General features: G+C 45.5%; 17 protein-coding genes. 14 read left to right on the forward strand and 3 right to left on the reverse strand.

Going from position 1 to position 19,216, the window contains the following annotated elements; genetic code table 11:
• Positions 1–23: 23 nt before the first annotated feature.
• The 13 genes from bamA (at position 24) to AB6E85_RS10010 (ending at position 15,116) form a co-directional block, all read left to right on the forward strand.
• Complete coding sequence (gene bamA, locus AB6E85_RS09950; RefSeq protein WP_048606669.1) at positions 24–2,429, forward strand: outer membrane protein assembly factor BamA; 2,406 nt, start codon at positions 24–26, stop codon at positions 2,427–2,429.
• Positions 2,430–2,456: 27 nt separating this feature from the next.
• The gene (locus AB6E85_RS09955; protein WP_017063367.1) at positions 2,457–2,957 is read left to right on the forward strand and encodes an OmpH family outer membrane protein; all 501 of its coding nucleotides are present in this window, start codon (positions 2,457–2,459) and stop codon (positions 2,955–2,957) included.
• A 5-nt stretch (positions 2,958–2,962) separates the two neighbouring features.
• Positions 2,963–3,994: a UDP-3-O-(3-hydroxymyristoyl)glucosamine N-acyltransferase gene (lpxD, locus tag AB6E85_RS09960; RefSeq protein WP_048606667.1), complete on the forward strand. Its 1,032-nt coding sequence runs from the start codon at positions 2,963–2,965 to the stop codon at positions 3,992–3,994.
• Positions 3,995–4,087: 93 nt separating this feature from the next.
• Positions 4,088–4,540 (forward strand): 3-hydroxyacyl-ACP dehydratase FabZ, encoded by a 453-nt coding sequence (fabZ, locus tag AB6E85_RS09965; RefSeq protein WP_009847408.1) that lies wholly within the window; start codon positions 4,088–4,090, stop codon positions 4,538–4,540.
• A 1-nt stretch (position 4,541) separates the two neighbouring features.
• Positions 4,542–5,330, forward strand: coding sequence for an acyl-ACP--UDP-N-acetylglucosamine O-acyltransferase (lpxA, locus tag AB6E85_RS09970; protein WP_050644950.1), 789 nt, complete (start codon positions 4,542–4,544; stop codon positions 5,328–5,330).
• A gap of 129 nt (positions 5,331–5,459) precedes the next feature.
• Positions 5,460–6,656: a lipid-A-disaccharide synthase gene (gene lpxB / locus AB6E85_RS09975; protein WP_372142479.1), complete on the forward strand. Its 1,197-nt coding sequence runs from the start codon at positions 5,460–5,462 to the stop codon at positions 6,654–6,656.
• Positions 6,657–6,689: 33 nt separating this feature from the next.
• Positions 6,690–7,310, forward strand: coding sequence for a ribonuclease HII (gene rnhB / locus AB6E85_RS09980; RefSeq protein ID WP_372142480.1), 621 nt, complete (start codon positions 6,690–6,692; stop codon positions 7,308–7,310).
• A 113-nt stretch (positions 7,311–7,423) separates the two neighbouring features.
• Positions 7,424–10,903 carry a DNA polymerase III subunit alpha gene (dnaE, locus tag AB6E85_RS09985; RefSeq protein WP_048616172.1) on the forward strand — a complete coding sequence of 1,160 codons (3,480 nt, stop codon included), beginning with the start codon at positions 7,424–7,426 and terminating at the stop codon, positions 10,901–10,903.
• A gap of 45 nt (positions 10,904–10,948) precedes the next feature.
• On the forward strand, positions 10,949–11,908 hold the full coding sequence (accA, locus tag AB6E85_RS09990) for an acetyl-CoA carboxylase carboxyl transferase subunit alpha (RefSeq protein WP_017060731.1): 960 nt from the start codon (positions 10,949–10,951) through the stop codon (positions 11,906–11,908).
• A gap of 124 nt (positions 11,909–12,032) precedes the next feature.
• Positions 12,033–13,373, forward strand: a complete 1,341-nt coding sequence (gene tilS / locus AB6E85_RS09995) for a tRNA lysidine(34) synthetase TilS (protein ID WP_372142481.1) — start codon at positions 12,033–12,035, stop codon at positions 13,371–13,373.
• 46 nt (positions 13,374–13,419) lie between these two features.
• Positions 13,420–13,743 (forward strand): cytochrome c, encoded by a 324-nt coding sequence (locus AB6E85_RS10000; protein WP_181949949.1) that lies wholly within the window; start codon positions 13,420–13,422, stop codon positions 13,741–13,743.
• Positions 13,744–13,873: 130 nt separating this feature from the next.
• On the forward strand, positions 13,874–14,212 hold the full coding sequence (gene glnB, locus AB6E85_RS10005; RefSeq protein WP_017063373.1) for a nitrogen regulatory protein P-II: 339 nt from the start codon (positions 13,874–13,876) through the stop codon (positions 14,210–14,212).
• A gap of 61 nt (positions 14,213–14,273) precedes the next feature.
• Complete coding sequence (locus AB6E85_RS10010; protein ID WP_372142482.1) at positions 14,274–15,116, forward strand: endonuclease/exonuclease/phosphatase family protein; 843 nt, start codon at positions 14,274–14,276, stop codon at positions 15,114–15,116.
• A 106-nt stretch (positions 15,117–15,222) separates the two neighbouring features.
• On the opposite strand, the gene AB6E85_RS10015 is transcribed toward AB6E85_RS10010, so the two are convergent.
• The 3 genes from AB6E85_RS10015 to gloB form a co-directional block, all read right to left on the reverse strand.
• The gene (locus AB6E85_RS10015) at positions 15,223–15,909 is read right to left on the reverse strand and encodes a YIP1 family protein (protein WP_050633984.1); all 687 of its coding nucleotides are present in this window, start codon (positions 15,907–15,909) and stop codon (positions 15,223–15,225) included.
• Complete coding sequence (locus tag AB6E85_RS10020; RefSeq protein WP_048606648.1) at positions 15,906–17,480, reverse strand: LysM peptidoglycan-binding domain-containing protein; 1,575 nt, start codon at positions 17,478–17,480, stop codon at positions 15,906–15,908. The genes AB6E85_RS10015 and AB6E85_RS10020 overlap by 4 nt, the downstream gene beginning before the upstream one ends.
• Positions 17,481–17,550: 70 nt before the next feature.
• Positions 17,551–18,309 carry a hydroxyacylglutathione hydrolase gene (gloB, locus tag AB6E85_RS10025; protein WP_017060725.1) on the reverse strand — a complete coding sequence of 253 codons (759 nt, stop codon included), beginning with the start codon at positions 18,307–18,309 and terminating at the stop codon, positions 17,551–17,553.
• Between the two features lie 53 nt (positions 18,310–18,362).
• Between gloB and AB6E85_RS10030 the strand changes: the two genes are divergently transcribed.
• On the forward strand, positions 18,363–19,145 hold the full coding sequence (locus tag AB6E85_RS10030) for a class I SAM-dependent methyltransferase (RefSeq protein WP_048606645.1): 783 nt from the start codon (positions 18,363–18,365) through the stop codon (positions 19,143–19,145).
• Positions 19,146–19,216 lie beyond the last annotated feature (71 nt).

The raw sequence follows: 19,216 nt of genomic DNA on the forward strand, positions 1-19,216 counted from the left end.
AGCAAGGAATAATTAGAATAAGTATGGCGATTAAGCAAATTCTGTTCGCAAGTCTATTGGCCACTAGTGTGGCTGCGAACGGAGCACAAAACTTTGTGGTTCAAGATATCAAGATCGAAGGTTTACAGCGTGTTGCACTTGGTGCAGCTCTACTGAAAATGCCAGTGCGTATTGGCGATGAAGTGGATGAAAGCGATGTATCTGAGATCATTCGTGCACTGTATGCTTCAGGTAACTTCGAGGACGTTAAAGTTCTTCGCGATGAAGGTGTTTTAGTTGTTCAAGTAAAAGAACGACCGACCATCGCGAGCATTTCATTCTCAGGTAACAAAGCGATCAAAGAAGAGCAGCTTCAGCAGAACCTAGATGCGTCTGGTGTTCGTGAAGGTGAAGCGCTTGACCGCACTACGCTGAGTAACATTGAGAAAGGCCTTGAAGATTTTTACTACAGCGTGGGTAAGTACAACGCGACAGTAAAAGCGGTTGTGACACCTCTGCCACGTAACCGTTCTGACCTTAAGTTTGTGTTTACTGAAGGCGTATCCGCTAAGATTCAGCAAATCAACTTTATCGGTAATGAAGTCTTCTCAGACTCTGAACTGCTTAGTCGTTTCAATCTGAATGTTGATGTTGCATGGTGGAATTTCCTTGCAGATGAAAAATACCAGAAGCAAGTCTTAGCCGGTGATATCGAAGCGCTGAAATCTTACTACCTTGACCGTGGTTACCTGAAGTTTAAGGTCGACTCTACGCAGGTGGCGATCTCTCCAGACAAGAAAGGTGTTTACATCACACTTGGCCTAGACGAAGGCGAAGCTTACACGGTTAAAGATGTCTCTTTCCGTGGTGAGTTAATCGGTCGTGAGGCTGACTTCGAAGCGTTAGTGCCATTTGAAGACGGCGATACTTATAACGGCTCTTCGGTAACGTCTTTGGAAGAGAACGTAAAACGAATTCTTGGTGAATCTGGTTATGCGTACCCACAAGTTCGCACGATTCCTGAATTTGACGATGAGACCAAAGAAGTGTCGTTGGTTATCAATGTAGAAGCGGGCAGCCGTATCTACGTTCGTGATATTCGATTCACGGGTAACAACTCAACGAAAGACGAAGTACTGCGTCGTGAAATGCGTCAAATGGAAGGCAGCTGGCTTAACTCTAAGTCAATTGATACCGGTAAGAGCCGTCTTAACCGTTTAGGTTTCTTTGAAACGGTTGATGTACAAACAGTGCGTGTTCCTGGCAGTGAAGACCAAGTTGATTTGGTCTACAACGTTAAGGAAGCAAACTCAGGCAGCATCAACTTTGGTGTTGGCTACGGTACTGAATCAGGTGTTAGTTTCCAAGTTGGTTTACAACAAGACAACTTCGCGGGCTCTGGTAACCGTGTTGGCGTAAGTGCCATGATGAACGATTACCAAAAGAACGTAAGCTTGGACTACCGTGACCCATACTGGAACCTTGATGGTGTGAGCTTGGGCGGTAAGATCTTCTACAACGAATTCGAAGCCTCTGAAGCGGGTATCGTCGACTATACCAACCAAAGTTATGGTACCAGCCTAACATGGGGTTTCCCTATGGATGAGCTGAACCGTCTCGAGTTTGGTGTTGGCTATACGCACAACAAGATCGGTAACGTTCCGACCTACATCCAAGTTGAACAGTTCGCGAGAAGTATTGACCAATATGGTGACGAACACATTCTAACCGATGATTTCGACATCAATATCTCTTGGACTCGTAACAATCTTAACCGTGGTTTCTTCCCAACCGAAGGTAACCATCAACGTGCTTTTGCTAAGGTGACGGTACCCGGTTCTGATGCTCAGTACTTCAAAATGCAGTACGATGTAAAACATTACATCCCGCTGACCAAAAAGCATGAGTTCACACTATTGATGCGTGGCCGATTAGGCTATGGTAATGGTTATGGTCAAACGGATGGTAACGATAACTTGTTCCCATTCTACGAGAACTATTACGCAGGTGGTTTTACAACCCTACGTGGTTTTGGCTCTAACTCGGCAGGCCCGAAAGCCGTTTACGGGAACAGCACGGGTAACAACCCTACATACGATTCAGCTACTGATGACTCAGTAGGTGGTAACGCGGTTGCTTTGGCAAGTTTAGAGTTAATTGTACCAACGCCGTTTGCTTCTGATGAAGCGCGTAGCCAGATTCGTACCAGTGTCTTCTTTGACATGGCGAGTGTATGGGATACCGAATTCGTAGACCGCGGCGCACCGAATAGTGGCAGCCAGTACTACTACGATTACTCTGATCCAACAAATTACCGTTCATCTTATGGTGCCGCTCTTCAATGGATGTCACCGATGGGCCCACTGGTTTTCTCTCTAGCGAAACCAGTTAAAATTTACGAAGGTGATGATGAGGAATTCTTCACATTTACCATTGGTAGAACTTTCTAATATTTAAAGGACAATATTTTGAAAAATATGATTAAAGCAGCAGGTTTAGGCCTTGTAGTTCTTAGCTCTTCTTTCTTTGCAACAGCTGCTGAAGCTGCGCAAAAAGTGGGTTATGTAAACACTGCACAAGTATTCCAGGCTCTACCTCAGCGTGAAGTTGTTCTTCAAAAAATGCAGGAAGAGTTCAAAGATAAAGCGGCTGAGCTACAGAGCATTCAAGCTGAAGCGAAAACGAAGATTGAAAAGCTTAAGCGTGATGGCGAGCTACTAGGCCCTGAAGAAGTTGAGAAACTTCGTATCGAAGTAGGCCAACTGGACAGCAAGTACAAAATCAAAGCTCAAGCACTAGAAAAAGCAAGTCAACGTCGTGAAGCACAAGAGAAGCAGAAGCTGTTCAAAGTGATTCAAGATGCTGTAACTAAAGTTGCAGAGAAAGAAGGCTACGACATGATCGTTGATATTCAAGCTCTACAATACGGTAAGCCTGAATACAACATCTCTGAGCAAGTAATTAAATCACTGAAATAAGTTTTATGAAGAACCTGACTTTAGCCGAATTGGCAACGATTACTGGGGGAGAGCTACACGGAGACGGTACGATTACTGTCTCAGCAGTCGCTCCTATGGATAAAGCGCAAGAAGGCAACATTACGTTCCTTTCTAACGTGAAGTACAGCAAGCACCTAGGTGACTGTAAAGCATCCGCTATTATGGTTAAAGAGAGTGAGCGCGAACTGTGTAAGACCAACGTTATTGTGGTTAGTGACCCTTACGTTGCTTTTGCTAAGGTTGCTCAAGCGCTTGATACTACTCCTGCACCCGCAGCGGCTATTGCTGATTCTGCTTCAATCTCTAGCGATGCAACTATTGGACAAAATGTGTCTATTGGTGCGAACGCTGTGATTGAGTCTGGTGTGGTACTTAGTGATGATGTGATCATCGGTGCTGGTTGCTTTATTGGTAAAAATGCAAAAATTGGCGCAGGCACTAAGCTGTGGGCTAACGTAAGTGTTTACCATGAAGTGGTGATTGGAGAAGCATGTCTGATCCAATCAAGTACTGTTATTGGCTCTGATGGCTTTGGTTATGCGAACGAGAAAGGCGAATGGGTTAAGATCCCGCAAGTCGGCTCGGTTCGCATCGGTAACCGCGTAGAAATTGGCGCGTGTACTACCATCGACCGCGGCGCATTAGATGACACAATCATTGAAGACAACGTTATCCTAGATAACCAACTTCAGATTGCTCACAATGTTCACATCGGATATGGTTCAGCTCTTGCAGGTGGTACTATCATTGCAGGCAGCACGACCATAGGTAAGTACTGTATTATTGGTGGTGGTAGTGTGATTAATGGTCACATTGAAATTACTGACGGCGTTACGATTACCGGAATGGGAATGGTAATGCGCAGCATCACTGAGAAAGGCATGTACTCTTCGGGTATTCCTTTACAGCCAAACAAAGATTGGCGTAAAACAGCAACGCGTGTTCATCGTATTGATGAAATGAACAAGCGTTTGAAAACCGTTGAAAAACTTATTGAGAAGAGCGCGGAATCATAATTCCAGCATTTCTAATAAAAGGCTCGCGTACAGCGAGTCTTTTTCGTTTATAATCCTTCTAATTAAATAAAGAATATACATAGGAATACGACTTTGACTACTGAACAGACAACGATGAACATTACTGAAATTCAGGAACTATTACCTCATCGCTACCCATTCTTAATGGTTGATCGTGTGACTAGCTTTGAAAAAGAAAAAACACTGACCGCAATTAAGAATGTTTCTGTTAACGAACCTCAGTTCACAGGCCACTTCCCTCAGCTTCCTGTATTCCCAGGCGTGTTGATCTTAGAAGCAATGGCACAAGCAACAGGCCTTCTAGCATTCAAATCTTTCGGTGCGCCTTCTGGCAACGAGTTGTACTACTTTGCTAGCGTAGATAAAGCTAAATTCCGTAAGCCAGTAGTACCAGGTGACCAACTGGTTATCGAAGTTGAATTCTTAAAAGAGCGTCGTGGCATCGCATCGTTTAACGGTGTTGCTAAGGTTGACGGCGTAGTTGTATGTTCAGCTGAACTTAAATGTGCTCGTAGAGAGTTTTAATATGATTCATGAAACAGCGAAAATTCACCCGGCAGCAGTAATCGAAGGTGATGTAACTATCGGTGCTAACGTGACGGTTGGGCCTTTCACTTACATTGCTGGTAACGTGACAATTGGTGACGACACTGAAGTGATGTCGCACGTTGTGATCAAAGGGCACACAACCATTGGCAAAGAAAACCGCATCTTCCCACACGCTGTTATTGGTGAAGAAAACCAAGACAAAAAATACGGCGGCGAAGACACAACAGTTGTGATCGGTGATCGCAACGTAATTCGTGAAGCGGTTCAAATCCATCGTGGTACGGTTCAAGACAAAGCAACCACCGTGATTGGTGATGACAACTTACTTTGTGTTAATGCTCACGTAGCGCACGATGTTATTGTTGGTAACCACACTCACATTGGTAACAACGCTATCCTTGGCGGTCACGTAACGGTTGGCGACTACGCTGGTGTAATGGCACTTTCTGCGATTCACCCGTTCTGTTCAATAGGTGCTTACGCCTACATTGGTGGCTGTTCTGCAGTTGTTCAAGATGTACTGCCGTACGTGCTTGCACAGGGTAACCACGCGGCTCCATTCGGTCTTAACCTAGTAGGCTTGAAGCGTAACGGATTTGAGAAACCTGAAATTCGTGCACTACAGAAGGCGTACAAAGAGTTATACCGTTCAGGTAAAACACTTGAAGAAGCGAAAGCGGCTTTAGTTGAAATGGCAAAAGAGTTTACTTCGGTAGCGCCTATGCTTGAAATGCTAGAGAACTCTGAGCGCGGTATTATTCGTTAATACTCGATGTGGTTATGTACCAATCAATGTGAGTATGACAATAATTACTTCATCAGAATGGTATAACAAAAAGATCGCTACTCGTTAGGCGGTCTTTTTTGTTTTAGGCAACAAGGGAATTGAAAAACTATGGCACAGCAAGAAGCAGCAACCAATAGCTCGGACTTCGTTTCGAATGAACCATTGCGGGTAGGCATTGTTGTCGGCGAACTGTCTGGCGATACGCTTGGTGAAGGCTTTATCAAAGCGATCAAATCACAATACCCGAATGCTGAGTTCGTTGGCATTGGCGGGCCGAAAATGAAAGCCCTGGGTTGTGAGTCTCTTTTCGAGATGGAAGAGCTGGCCGTTATGGGCTTAGTTGAAGTGCTTGGCCGTTTACCTCGCTTGTTAAAAGTAAAAGCGGAGCTGGTTAAGTATTTCACTCAAAATCCACCCGATGTCTTTGTCGGTATCGACGCGCCCGACTTCAACCTAAGGCTTGAGTTAGATCTTAAAAACGCTGGTATCAAAACGGTGCATTACGTGAGCCCTTCAGTATGGGCTTGGCGTCCAAAGCGTATCTTTAAAATCGACAAAGCAACTGACTTGGTATTGGCTTTCTTGCCGTTCGAAAAAGCGTTCTACGATAAATATAACGTTGCCTGTGAGTTTGTTGGTCACACGTTGGCAGACGCGATTCCTTTAGAGCCTAGTAAACAAGATGCTCGAGAGCTGTTAGGTCTTGATCAAGACAAGCAGTGGTTAGCCGTATTACCGGGTAGTCGTGGTGGTGAGATGGGTTTGATTGCTCAGCCATTTATCGAAACTTGCCAACGTATCAAGCAGAAGTATCCGGATATCAATTTTGTTGTTGCGCTCGTTAACGAGCAACGTAAAAAGCAGTTTACTGAAATCTGGCAATCGACCGCACCTGAGCTTGAATTCACGCTAGTCGAAGATACGGCAACCAATGTGATTACCGCTGCTGATTCTGTGCTTTTGGCTTCAGGTACCGTGGCTCTTGAATGTATGTTGCTTAAACGCCCTATGGTGGTTGGTTACAAAGTAAATAAGCTGACGGGTTACATTGTTAGGAAGTTGGCGATCACTGAGTTTGTGTCATTGCCGAATATTTTGGCCGGTGAAGAGATCGTGAAAGAGCATATTCTTGAAGAGTGTCACCCAGACTTTTTGTTCCCGTCTGTCGATAAAATGCTATCAGCCGATAACAGTGCCTTGATCGAACGCTTTACCGAGATGCATCACTGGATCCGTAAAGACGCAGACAAACAAGCCGCTAACGCAGTATTGAAATTGATTGACCGACCTTTTGTTGAAGCATAAAGCGCTTACCTACAGAACATTAAGAGATTAGTTATGGCAGTAAAAGAGAAAAAAGAGCTTCCTCCATTTGAATACCCGCAAGGCTACCAGCTGTTTGCTGGCGTGGATGAAGTAGGTCGTGGCCCTTTGGTTGGCGACGTGGTGACTGCTGCGGTTATCCTCGATCCAAACAACCCAATCGAAGGCTTGAACGACTCAAAGAAATTATCTGAGAAAAAGCGTCTTGCGTTGCTTCCTGAAATCAAAGAGAAAGCTTTGGCGTGGTCTGTCGGTCGTTGTTCCCCACAAGAAATCGATGAGTTGAATATCTTACAAGCGACGATGGTGGCTATGCAGCGAGCTATCGCGGGGTTGAGCGTTCAACCTGATATGGCGTTGATAGATGGAAACCGTGTCCCAGAACTGCCGATGGAAGGTCTTGCGATTGTGAAGGGGGACTTGCGAGTGGCTGAAATCAGTGCGGCGTCTATTATCGCAAAAGTCGTTCGTGACCAAGAGATGGAAGATCTTGATAAACTTCATCCAGAGTTTGGTTTTGCTAAACATAAAGGTTACCCGACCAAAGCGCATTTCGAAGCGATTGAAAAACATGGTGTAACCGAGCATTACCGCAAGAGCTTTAAGCCAGTAAAACGTATTCTTGGCATAGACTAGAGCTTTACGTTAACTAGAGCTTGGCATCGAATAAAGTTGCTAACTTGTATTAGAAAAAAATAGAATACACACAGTTGTAATCCTAGGCTCAAACCTAGAACTCAGGAAAAATAATGTCAGATCCAAAATTTGTTCACCTACGCGTACACAGTGACTTTTCGATGGTGGATGGCCTATCCAAGGTGCCACCACTAGTTAAAAAAGTCGCTGAAATGGGTATGCCTGCTCTAGCATTGACCGACTTTACCAACCTGTGTGGTTTGGTGAAGTTTTACGGTACTGCCCATGGGTGTGGGGTTAAACCAATTATTGGTGCTGACTTCTTGATGCAGTCTCCGGAGTTCGGTGACGAGTTGACCAAGCTCACCGTTATCGCAACGGACAATAAAGGTTATAACAACCTAACGCTACTTATCTCGAAAGCTTACCTTCGTGGTCATGTTCAACATCAGCCTGTAATTGATAAAGAGTGGCTAATTGAGAACGCAGAGGGCCTAATCATTCTATCGGGCGCCAAAGAAGGTGAGATTGGTAAGGCGTTACTGAAAGGTAACCGTGATTTGGTTGCAAGCAGCGTCGAGTTTTACAAAACGTACTTCGCCGACCGTTTTTACTTGGAACTGATTCGTACCGGACGACCAGATGAAGAGTCATACTTACACTTTGCGTTAGAGCTTGCTGAACAAGAAGACCTGCCTGTTGTCGCAACCAACGAAGTGGTTTTCCTAACTGAAGACCTGTTTGATGCTCATGAAATCCGCGTGGCGATCCATGATGGTTTCACTATGGTCGATCCTCGTCGCCCTAAGAACTACAGCGCGCAGCAATACTTACGTAGTGAAGAAGAGATGTGTGAGCTGTTCTCAGACATTCCAGAAGCGCTAGAGAACAGTGTTGAGATTGCCAAGCGTTGTAACGTGACCGTTCGTTTGGGTGAATACTTCCTGCCTAACTTCCCTACGGAAGGTTTGGCGATTGAAGACTTCCTGATCAAGAAATCTGAAGAAGGTCTTGAACGACGTTTGGCGTTCCTGTTCCCTGACGAAAAAGTTCGTGCTGAGCGCAGGCCTGAATACGATGAGCGACTCAAGATCGAGCTCGAAGTTGTCAACAACATGGGTTTCCCAGGTTACTTCTTGATCGTAATGGAGTTCATCCAGTGGTCAAAAGACAACGATGTGCCCGTAGGTCCAGGGCGTGGTTCTGGTGCTGGTTCTTTGGTGGCTTACGCGCTTGATATCACCGACCTTGATCCTCTTGAATACGATCTCCTTTTCGAACGTTTCTTGAACCCAGAACGTGTATCCATGCCCGATTTCGATATCGACTTTTGTATGGATAAGCGTGACCAAGTTATTGATCACGTTGCTGAGATGTACGGTCGTGATGCCGTTTCTCAGATCATCACCTTTGGTACCATGGCGGCAAAAGCGGTAATCCGCGATGTAGGCCGTGTACTGGGTCACCCGTTTGGCTTCGTTGACCGAATTTCAAAGCTTGTACCGCCAGATCCGGGTATGACGCTAGAGAAAGCATTCCTTGCTGAACCTGCATTACCAGAGCTTTACGATGGCGATGAAGAAGTTCGTGAGCTGATCGATAAGTGTCGCATCCTTGAAGGTTGTACGCGAAATGCCGGTAAGCACGCGGGTGGTGTTGTTATCTCACCAACCACGATCACCGATTTTGCGCCAATTTATGCCGATGCCGAAGGTAACTTCCCAGTAACGCAATTCGATAAGAATGACGTTGAAACCGCTGGTTTGGTTAAGTTCGACTTCTTGGGTCTGCGTACCCTGACCATCATCGACTGGGCGTTAGGGCTCGTAAACCCACGCTTAAAGAAAGAGGGTAAAGAGCCTGTTCGTATCGAGTCGATTCCTCTTGATGATCAAGCGTCATTTAACCTATTACAAAATTCTGAAACCACCGCGGTATTCCAGCTGGAATCGCGTGGTATGAAAGACCTGATCAAACGTCTACAACCGGACTGTTTTGAAGATATTATCGCATTGGTAGCCTTGTTCCGTCCGGGTCCTCTGCAATCAGGCATGGTAGATAACTTTATCGACCGTAAACACGGCCGTGAAGCGGTTTCTTACCCTGATGAAACGTGGCAACACGAATCGTTGAAAGAGACGCTAGAACCTACGTACGGCATCATCCTGTATCAAGAACAGGTAATGCAAATCGCACAGATCCTTGCTGGCTATACGCTTGGCGGAGCGGATATGTTGCGTCGTGCGATGGGTAAGAAAAAGCCAGAAGAGATGGCAAAGCAGCGTGGTACCTTTAAAGAGGGCGCTGAAGCCAATGGTGTTGATGGCGAACTGGCCATGAAGATCTTTGACTTGGTAGAGAAATTTGCGGGCTACGGCTTTAACAAATCTCACTCCGCAGCATACGCACTGGTTTCTTATCAAACGCTATGGCTGAAAACGCACTACCCAGCGGAATTTATGGCTGCGGTAATGACAGCGGATATGGATAACACCGAGAAGGTTATCGGCCTTGTTGATGAATGTTTCCGTATGAAGCTCAAGCTTTTACCCCCAGATATCAACTCGGGTCTCTATCGTTTCAACGTGGATGAAGATGGCGCGATTGTTTATGGCATTGGTGCGATCAAAGGGGTCGGTGAAGGCCCTATTGAAGCGATCATCGAAGCGCGAAACAAAGGCGGTTACTTCAAAGACTTATTCGACTTCTGTGCACGTCTTGATCTGAAGAAGGTTAATAAACGTGTTATCGAAAAGTTGATTCTATCCGGAGCCTTAGATAGATTAGGTCCTCACCGAGCAGCGATGATGGCATCTTTGAAAGATGCGGTGAAGGCGGCGAGCCAACATCACCATGCCGAGTCTTTTGGTCAATCTGATATGTTTGGCGTGTTGACCGACGCTCCGGAAGAGGTTGAACACAAGTATACCCAAGTGCCTAAATGGCCTGAGAAGGTTTGGCTTGAAGGTGAACGTGAAACGCTTGGTTTGTATTTAACGGGTCACCCGGTTAACGCTTACATCAAAGAGTTAGCGAAATACACTAGCTGTCGTTTGAAAGACGCTACACCAACGCGTCGTGACCAATCACTAACGATTGCCGGTTTGGTGATTGCTGCGAGAGTAATGACGACTAAGCGCGGTACGCGAATCGGTTTGATGACACTTGATGATCGATCGGGCCGAATGGAAGTGATGTTGTTCTCGGATGCGCTCGATCGCTACGCAGAATTGCTCGAAAAAGACAAAATTGTGGTCGTTTCCGGACAGGTCAGCTTTGATGATTTCAATGGCGGGCTTAAAATGTCCGCGCGCGAGGTCATGGACTTAGGAAGCGCCCGTGAGAAATATGCTCGTGGGGTGTCGATATCTATCGACCAATCCCAAATTAACGGTCAATTTTTTGAACGCTTTAGTCAAATCTTAGAACCTTATAGAGCCGGAACGGTCCCAGTCAATGTATACTACCAGCGTGCCGACGCTAGAGCGCGGTTAACATTGGGCACAGAATGGCGCGTGACGCCAAGTGATACATTACTAGACGAATTAAAACAGCTGCTTGGAAATAGCCAAGTAGAACTCGAATTTAACTAAAATTTAGCTTCGCGAATGCGGAGCTGAATCAACAAGGATTCATAGATGAGCCTGAACTTTCTAGAATTTGAAAAGCCTATCGCTGAACTTGAAGCAAAAATCGAAGCGCTACGTGACGTTTCGCGTCACGGTGGTGACACAGCGGTAGATCTAGACAAAGAAATCGAACAACTAGAGAAAAAAAGCTTAGAGCTTAAACAGAAAATCTTTAGTGACTTAGGTGCATGGCAGGTAGCTCAACTTGCTCGTCACCCTCAACGTCCTTACACCAAAGATTACCTGGAGCATGCGTTCACAGAGTTTGAAGAGATGGCGGGCGATCGCGCTTACGCTGACGACAAAGCGATTGTGGGTGGTATGGCTCGTCTAAATGGCCGTCCTGTTATGGTTATTGGTCACCAGAAAGGTCGTGAGACTAAAGAGAAAGTGATCCGTAACTTTGGTATGCCAAAGCCAGAAGGTTACCGTAAGGCACTACGTCTAATGGAAACCGCTGAGCGTTTCAACATGCCTATCATCACTTTCATCGACACAGCGGGTGCATACCCAGGTGTTGGTGCTGAAGAGCGTGGTCAATCTGAAGCTATCGCTAAAAACCTAAAAGTGATGGCTGGCCTTTCAGTTCCTGTTATCTGTAACGTTGTGGGTGAAGGCGGTTCTGGTGGTGCACTAGCGATTGGTGTTGGTGATTACGTGAACATGCTTCAGTATTCTACGTACTCAGTAATCTCTCCAGAAGGTTGTGCTTCAATCCTATGGCGCGATTCAGATAAAGCACCACAAGCTGCTGAAGCGATGGGCCTGATTGCTCCTCGCCTTAAAGAGCTTGAGCTTATCGACGAAATCATTCCTGAGCCTCTAGGTGGCGCGCACCGCGACCCTGCACAAACGGCTCAGAACATGAAAGACATGTTGGTTAAGCAGCTAGAAGAGCTAGAGCAGTTTGATAACGAAACGCTGCTTGAGCGTCGTTACCAGCGTCTAATGAGCTACGGCTACTGCTGATAACTGCCTTAGCGATAAGGCTAGCTATACGAACAAGTTGATGAAAGGGTTGGACTCAGTGCCAACCCTTTTTTATTATTAAAACATTATCCCTTCACACACGATCTCTTGGTTTATTAGCCTCATGACACACTTAATTGATACCTTCGCATCTGTACTTGATCAAAGCGCGCTTAAGCCTCGTCGGTTGATCGTCGCTTTCAGTGGTGGTGTCGATTCACGAGTTTTGTTGGAACTGGCTGCGCAATACGCTAAGTCCTATCACATTGAGTGCTGTGCGGTACATGTTCATCATGGCTTAAGCAACAATGCTGATTATTGGGCAGAGCAGTGCCAAACATGGTGTGATGCTTTGTCGGTACCTTTGTTCATTGAACGAGTTTCGCTAGATATCAATAGTGGAGAAAGCGTTGAAAAACTGGCTCGAGACGCGCGATACCAAGCCTTTAAAAAGCATATTAGACAAGGTGATGTATTAGTTACAGGTCAACACATCGATGATCAAGTCGAGACTTTTTTGTTAGCTCTTAAGCGTGGCAGTGGTCCGAAAGGGCTCTCTTCAATGGCGAAAATGATGCCGTTTGCTAATGCTCATATCGTTCGCCCACTGCTGTCGGTGACGAGAACGGACATTGAATGGGCGGCGCGCGATATGGCTTTAACTTGGGTAGAAGATGAGAGTAATCAAGACGTTCGCTTTGACCGCAATTTTATTCGTCATCAAGTCACTCCGACACTGACCGAGCGCTGGCCTAGTTTCCGAGAGTCGGTCAGTCGCAGCGCTCTGCTATGTGCAGAGCAAGAGTTACTGTTGGATGAGTTGCTTGAGTCTCACTTACAACAAGCTTTAACTGAGAAGCACAGCTTAAGTATTGAGGTATTATCTCAGCACTCTGATTTACTGCGTGCACGCCTATTAAGAATGTGGCTGAGCCTCTGTAATCAACCGATGCCGAGCCAAAAACAGCTCAAACTTATATGGGATGAGGTGGCATGCGCTCAGACTGACGCCAATCCTAAGCTGGTGTTGAATGAGGTTGAGGTTAGACGTTTTAATCATCAGCTCTATGTCGTCAAAGAGACCAAAGACTTGTCGAACTGGCAAAGCGATATCTCGATGGAAGAGAGCTTAGTTCTGCCTGATGGTTTAGGGGAGCTAAACTTAACTTCAGCGGCGAGTGATGGTGTGTCTAACCACCGTGATGTGCAACGTTTACGTTTTAGTCTCAACACAGCGAGCAGAACATTGCGAGTGATCTTTAACCCTGAGGGATTGTCAGCACACCCTGTTGGGCGCAGTCATAGCAGGAAGCTGAAGAAGTTGTTTCAAGAGTACCAAGTACCCAGTTGGTTAAGACGCAGAACGCCGATATTAATGGATGGCGATCGAGTGATCGCTGTTTTAGGCTTATTCGTAGATAAAAACTACGAAGGTCAAGATTGTGAAGCGCTTTGGAGCAAGTAGAAAAAGTTTGTGTCACAATTCGACGTCACTTTAATAAAAATAATTAATGGAATATGCAATGAAGAAAATTACACTAGGATTAGTTCTTGGATTTGGACTATTGAGTGGTAACGCTCTTGCGGCTGATGTTGCTGCGGGTCAAGCTAAAGCAGCAATCTGTGCGGCATGTCATGGTGCAGACGGTATCGCAGTGATCCCTGGCTATCCAAACCTTAAAGGTCAAAACGAGCAATACATCGCTTCATCAATTAATGCCTATAAGAACGGTCAGCGGACCGGCGGTTTGGCCGCTGTAATGCAGGCTCAAGCTTCAATGCTGAGTGATGAAGACATCGCGAATCTAGCCGCTTACTACGCAAGCCTTAAGTAAAACCTTCTCAAAGCGCTGATTAAACAAGATGATAAATTTCGAGCCAGAGCTTTAAAGCTCTGGCTTTTTTCATTGAATGTTTACTATAGCTAACCGATAATGAGCCATTCGCACAGTTTAAGGGATGAACATGAAAAAGATTGAAGCCATTATCAAGCCATTCAAACTTGATGATGTACGTGAAGCACTTGCAGAAGTGGGTATTACGGGTATGACAGTATCTGAAGTTAAAGGCTTTGGACGTCAAAAAGGTCATACTGAACTATACCGTGGCGCAGAGTACATGGTCGACTTTTTACCTAAAGTGAAACTAGAAATCGTTGTGACCGACGAAGTGGCTGACCAATGTGTTGATACCATCATCGAAACGGCTCAAACAGGTAAAATTGGTGACGGTAAGATCTTCATTACTGAAGTTGAACGTGTGGTACGTATTCGTACTGGCGAAGAAGACGAAGACGCCGTATAAAAAAACTATTACCCTAAAAGGAGCGTTTATCGCTCCTTTTTCATTTCTGGTAGGGTGCTGTATGTTTAAGAAAACCATCATTGTTATCACGCTATTGATAACGCTTGCTGTCGTTAGTTTTCATTTTATCTTCGTTATCCCGAATAAACCCAACTTGATCACTTCCTCTCAAAGTACCAGTAACGACATCTACAGCTGCTACCAAAACTCTGCACCGAAAGCGATTGATGTGTCTGATGGCTTAGACATTACGGTGTGGAATATCTATAAGCAAAACCGAAATAATTGGCAGAGTGAGTTAAATAAGCTGTCGGCAGGTAGCGATTTAGTCTTGCTGCAAGAAGCGAGTATGACAGAAGGGCTTCGCCAATGGGTAACGAGCGGCCAATGGGGTAGCACACGTGTTAATGCGTTTGAGGCCTTTGAGCAAAGTGCAGGGGTACTCAACCTAGCAACTCATTTGCCGATTGAAGCTTGTGCTTATACTCATGAAGAACCTTGGCTTCAATTGCCTAAATCCGCGCTTTGGTCGCGTTACCAACTAAGCAATGGCGAAGAGTTGGCTGTGATTAATATCCACGCCGTGAACTTTACCTTTGGTACGGAAGATTATGAAGATCAGCTCAAGAGCTTAACTGACAATCTACAAAAGTATCGTGGGCCTGTTATTTTTGCTGGGGATTTTAATAGCTGGAGTGAAGCTCGCTTTGCTGTATTGAAAGGTGCGTTGGAGAAGGTTGGTTTGACGGAAGTTGCCTTTGAGCCAGATAACAGAACTCAGTTCATTACAGGACTGGTGCTCGACCACGTGTTCTATCGAGGGCTAGAGGTAGAAAAAGCAAAAGCGCCCATTACGGACGCTTCTGATCATAACCCTATGCGAGTGACCTTTAAGGCTAAATAGTCATTAGCTATTAGTCATTGTAGCTTAACCATTAGCACGGTGGTTACCTTGGGAAATCTAACGGAACAATAGGCTAGAGAGTTTTCGCTAGCCTTATCTCTTCAACTTAAAAGATTAAAATGTAGAGTGCCCAGATTAGGTAGTATCCAACCCATGGTAAGCCTGAAATCACAAGCGCTTGCCCGCGTTCAAACTCAGTCCACGTCAATACCGCGGCATAACCTAGCACGATGTACCATGGCAGAAGCAGTGGTAATGAGCTAGCAAACTGTGACCAATCATTAGTTAGCGGTAACTTGATCAAGCCATTTAAGCTGTTCAAGTCTGCAGCGTAGTTCATCACATGTCCATGCTTGAGTATCAGGCTTGCGTAGCTTGCTACATCACCTAAAACAGCTGGGAATATAACAACCGATGCCGCTGCAAACCATCGCCAAAAGCTGTGTCGGTGTTGGCTTGGCTTGGTTGCTAGGTTAAACCAGAATGCCAATAGAACAATGGTTAATGTTCGGCCAAATACGTCGCTGATGATCTCACTCGCGAGTAAGGTATTGCTGTCAAGTAACGCCAATTGGTCAGGGTTCGTTTGAGCCAGTTGCTGCGATAGCTCTGCACTTAACCATGCAAAATCTACATTCGAAAAATAAGCACCCCAAAATAAAAATGGACTGAGCATTAATACGACGTAGGGTTGCCATCCCCAAGCACTTCGCTGATAAAGCGCTAAGAAACAAGCTGTTGGCGAACGGAATATATCCAACAGCATGACGAGTGGGTTACTTGACGGGTTCATACACTTACCTTAGTTACATCAACATACAGCTTGAGTTTTTGTCCTGGCTGTAGGTATTTCTTGTTCTGCAAAGTGTTCCATTTTACAACATCTGCACTTTTTACTTTGAACTTTGATGCAATACCGCTGACTGTGTCACCTGATCTCACGTTATAAAATATCGTACGGATGATGGCGCCGTCTGAACCATTCTTCCAAATGACCAGTTCTTGACCAACTCTAAGCGTGTCGCGTGGTCCCATGCCATTCCACTTAGCCAGTGATTGGTGAGAGACCTTGTTTGCGCGTGCAATCGTCCATAGGCTGTCACCACTTCTTACAGTATGGCTGAGCTTATATTGACCACGACTCTTCGACTGTGTGCTTGCTAGGCGATTTGAGGCGCTTAGGGCGTATGTCTTGTCGTCTTTGGTGGATGTTGGGATAAGTAAGTGCTGGCCGATACGAATATTGTTGTTGCTCAAACCGTTTGCAGAGCGGATCACTTTGCTGGTGGTGTTGTATTTGCTTGCCAGTACGCTAATGCTGTCACCAGATTGAACCTTGTAACGCACCAACTTCATGCCTTTGCCTTTATTGGCAGCGACTTCTTTGTTGAATTTCTCAACTGAGTCTAAAGGAAGTAATAGTTGTTGGTGTTTCTCTGGCGCTGTCGCCCATTGGTTGTAAGCCGGGTTATAGCCTTGAAGCTCTTTTACTGGAATGCCTGCGTAGTTCGCAGCAATCGCTAAATCAAGCTGTTCTTCAGGGTTAACCAGAGTCAGCACTGGCTTGTTCGGGATCGCCGGGATATCGATGCCATACTTTTCTTGGTTGGCAATGACATCAGCTAGAGCAAGCAGTTTAGGTACATAGCTGCTGGTCTCTTTTGGTAAGTCCAGAGAGAAGAAGTCGATTGGCTTACCCAGCTTCTTGTTCTTACGGATTGCGCTGTTTACTCGACCACCGCCACTGTTATAGGCAGCAATCGCATGGTTCCAGTCGCCATCGAAACGTCGGTTAAGGTCTGATAAGAAATCCAATGCGGCGTCGGTTGAGGCGGCAACATCGCGGCGGCCGTCATACCAAAAGTTCTGTTCAAGCCCGTAGTCTTTGCCTGTGCCTGAAATGAACTGCCATAGACCTGCAGCACTGCCATGAGAATAGGCAAACGCATCGAAAGAGCTTTCTACAACGGGCAATAGTGCCAGTTCTAGTGGTAAGCCTTTTTCTTCAATCTTAGTGGTGATCAAATATAGGAAAGGTTCAGCACGTTTTGATACGGTTTTTAGATGACTCGGGTGCTTGAGGTACCAAGTTCGGTAGTAGTCGACTTTCTTTTGGTCTGGCACTTCCATTTCAAGTTGCATCGCAATGCGTTTCCAAACATCTTCTTGTGTTTGTGGAGTAACGACAGGTGCTTCAACTTTTTGATCTTCTTTGGCTGTTGCTTCTGATGAAACGTTCGCTTGAGAAACTTCTTTAGTAGGAGATGTGTTGGTTTGCTCGGAAGCTTGGTCTGGATTCTCTGACTGAGTTAATTGGCAACCAGAAAGTAGTAATACCAAAGCCCAGCTGTACTTAACTCGCATGTTACAGCCTTTTTAATTAACGGCCGATGATAATACTTGCCACCCCCTATGAGTGACAAGTCTGTATTTGTTAAAATTCGTTCTTCCACGCACGTAAAGCGGTGAATACCGATAAAGGATCGGTCTGCTCGGTACGATTAGACACTGATTTCACTACACTTGGCTCGGTATAGCGTAGGAAGGGGTTCACAAACTTCTCTTGTCTCAAATTTGTGGGGATGGTCGACTTATTTTGAGCACGAAGTCGGTTCACTTGGTCGCGATATTGCTGCAAATGTTGGTTATCAGGCTCAACTGCTAATGCGAAAGCGATATTGGCTGCAGTGTACTCATGTGCACAATAAACTTCGGTTTCTTGAGGTAGCGCCGTGATCTTATTCAGTGCATCGAACATCTGCTGTGGTGTGCCTTCCATGATTCGGCCGCAACCCGCAGAGAACAGCACATCACCACAAAACAGTTTGGCATCACCCACATAACCAATGTGACCCGCGGTGTGGCCACTGAGCCCTAGGACGAGGAATACTTCGCCAAACAGTTCTAATTGATCACCATCATCGACCGGATGAGTTAAGGTAGGGATAGGTTCATTCCTTGGACCCACAACATCCACGCCGGGAAATTGTCTAACGAGTTCTGGAACGCCACCAATGTGATCGTGGTGGTGGTGTGTAATCAAGATTGCATCTAAAGTTAGCTCATGGTGTGCCAAGTACTCTAATACTGGAGCCGCATCACCAGGGTCGACGACAGCACAACGGCGATCGCTATTTTGAATCAGCCAGATGTAATTGTCGTTAAATGCAGGTATGCTTTTGATATGTAACATTATTGGTTCTCCAGTCACTTTTAGTGCGACAGAATAAGTGAGACAGATTATTGATGAAGCCAGCACGTAGCAGAAAGAAGTTTGAACGTCCTTACACTTGGGCGCAATTGCACAATGGGGACTGGTTGAGAGAATCTATTCAAACTCGACTCGATGAGTGGTGCCCAAAGCTATTTGGTTACCATATGCTCAAGCTCGGTGGCCTCAGTAGTGAGATTTCTAGCTGCACATGCAACATTCAACATCAAGTAAACCTAGATATCCAGAACCCATTACATAATGTGATAGCGGATGGCTATAATTTACCCTTTTTGGAAAAAAGCTTTGATGTTGTAGTACTGAGTCATCAGCTAGATTATAGCAATGACCCGCATCGATTATTGAGAGAAGTCGATCGAGTGATGATGGACGATGGCTATATCATTATCACTGGCTTTAACCCGATTAGTGTCACTGGGCTTGCCAGTTTGATGCCTTGGCGAAAGAACAGCTTACCCTGGAGTGGGCGTATGTACACGCCAAGTCGAATTAAAGACTGGTTAGGTGTACTTAACTATGAAGTAATTCATTGTGACACCTACGCACTGTTTCCGATGAGTAAGTATCAAGCGATGTGGACGTGGTTGGAGAACAGCTTAGGTGGCTGCGCATCTTTTGCTGGAAGCCAATACTTTATTGTTGCTCGTAAACGCACTTACCCGCTCAAACCTATCAAGCCACATTGGCACCTCAAGCGACGTTTCTCGCCTGTTGGGGCAAGTTTTAGAACCAATACGCGCCGTACAATGGATTCAACCAAAGCGTCATATCCGCTAAAAACAGAAAAAGCCGATTAGTTGTCGGCTTTTTATCGATTGGTCAGTTTAAGAAATTATAAATCGCTTTCTGAAATGTGCGTCTAATTTAA

The sequence above is a fragment of the Vibrio sp. 10N.247.311.51 genome, assembly GCF_041467855.1.
In the GTDB taxonomy this organism is placed as follows: domain Bacteria; phylum Pseudomonadota; class Gammaproteobacteria; order Enterobacterales; family Vibrionaceae; genus Vibrio; species Vibrio coralliirubri.

Coding starts and splice junctions, on each gene's coding strand:
- bamA (WP_048606669.1), top strand. CDS start 24: ATGGCGATTAAGCAAATTCTGTTCGCAAGTCTATTGGCCACTAGTGTG.
- AB6E85_RS09955 (WP_017063367.1), top strand. CDS start 2,457: ATGATTAAAGCAGCAGGTTTAGGCCTTGTAGTTCTTAGCTCTTCTTTC.
- lpxD (WP_048606667.1), top strand. CDS start 2,963: ATGAAGAACCTGACTTTAGCCGAATTGGCAACGATTACTGGGGGAGAG.
- lpxA (WP_050644950.1), top strand. CDS start 4,542: ATGATTCATGAAACAGCGAAAATTCACCCGGCAGCAGTAATCGAAGGT.
- lpxB (WP_372142479.1), top strand. CDS start 5,460: ATGGCACAGCAAGAAGCAGCAACCAATAGCTCGGACTTCGTTTCGAAT.
- rnhB (WP_372142480.1), top strand. CDS start 6,690: ATGGCAGTAAAAGAGAAAAAAGAGCTTCCTCCATTTGAATACCCGCAA.
- dnaE (WP_048616172.1), top strand. CDS start 7,424: ATGTCAGATCCAAAATTTGTTCACCTACGCGTACACAGTGACTTTTCG.
- accA (WP_017060731.1), top strand. CDS start 10,949: ATGAGCCTGAACTTTCTAGAATTTGAAAAGCCTATCGCTGAACTTGAA.
- tilS (WP_372142481.1), top strand. CDS start 12,033: ATGACACACTTAATTGATACCTTCGCATCTGTACTTGATCAAAGCGCG.
- AB6E85_RS10000 (WP_181949949.1), top strand. CDS start 13,420: ATGGAATATGCAATGAAGAAAATTACACTAGGATTAGTTCTTGGATTT.
- glnB (WP_017063373.1), top strand. CDS start 13,874: ATGAAAAAGATTGAAGCCATTATCAAGCCATTCAAACTTGATGATGTA.
- AB6E85_RS10010 (WP_372142482.1), top strand. CDS start 14,274: ATGTTTAAGAAAACCATCATTGTTATCACGCTATTGATAACGCTTGCT.
- AB6E85_RS10015 (WP_050633984.1), bottom strand. CDS start 15,909: ATGAACCCGTCAAGTAACCCACTCGTCATGCTGTTGGATATATTCCGT.
- AB6E85_RS10020 (WP_048606648.1), bottom strand. CDS start 17,480: ATGCGAGTTAAGTACAGCTGGGCTTTGGTATTACTACTTTCTGGTTGC.
- gloB (WP_017060725.1), bottom strand. CDS start 18,309: ATGTTACATATCAAAAGCATACCTGCATTTAACGACAATTACATCTGG.
- AB6E85_RS10030 (WP_048606645.1), top strand. CDS start 18,363: ATGAAGCCAGCACGTAGCAGAAAGAAGTTTGAACGTCCTTACACTTGG.